Origin of the sequence: Fusobacterium sp. SYSU M8D902 (assembly GCF_040199715.1) — a bacterium.
GTDB lineage: Bacteria > Fusobacteriota > Fusobacteriia > Fusobacteriales > Fusobacteriaceae > Fusobacterium_A.
Window position 1 is genome coordinate 1 of the sequence record NZ_JBEFNA010000089.1, and the last position, 528, is coordinate 528.

Genomic DNA, 528 nt, shown 5'->3' on the forward strand with positions numbered 1-528 from the left:
CTTTTTTTCTAAAAAATTCTTAGGCAATCTTTCTGAAAAAATTTTGATAAATTTCTTCAGCCGTCTTCCCATGAAATAGCTCTCTTGGATAGTTATTCATCCACTTTTCTATATTTTTAATTTCCTTCTTACTGTAGTTTTCGATTGGTGTTCCCTTAGAAATAAATCTTCTAATTAATTTGTTGTTGTTCTCGTTACTTCCTCTTTCCCAAGAGCAATAACTATGGGCATAAAAATATGTTACTCCTAGCTTTTCTATAGCTTCAGCATTCATAAATTCAGCTCCATTATCTGAAGTTATTGTTAAAAATCTTTTTTTGAAAGTTTTAGGATAACGATTAAATATTTTCTTGATTCCTTCTACTACACTTTCACTATTTTTGGCATCTATTTTTTCGATTATCTGTTTTCTACTTTTTCTTTCTGTTAAAACTAATAGGCAATTTTTACTTTCTCTAGTTCCAACAACAGTATCCATTTCCCAGTGTCCAAGCTCCTCGCGATTATTAATAAATTCTGCTCTTTCTT

1 protein-coding gene is annotated in these 528 nt (G+C 29.9%); it reads right to left on the reverse strand.

The genetic code is table 11. From position 1 onward, the window contains the following. Positions 1 to 19: 19 nt before the first annotated feature. Positions 20 to 528, reverse strand: a 509-nt coding sequence (locus ABNK64_RS11200) for an IS30 family transposase (RefSeq protein ID WP_349764452.1), incomplete at its 5' end; no start/stop codon positions are given.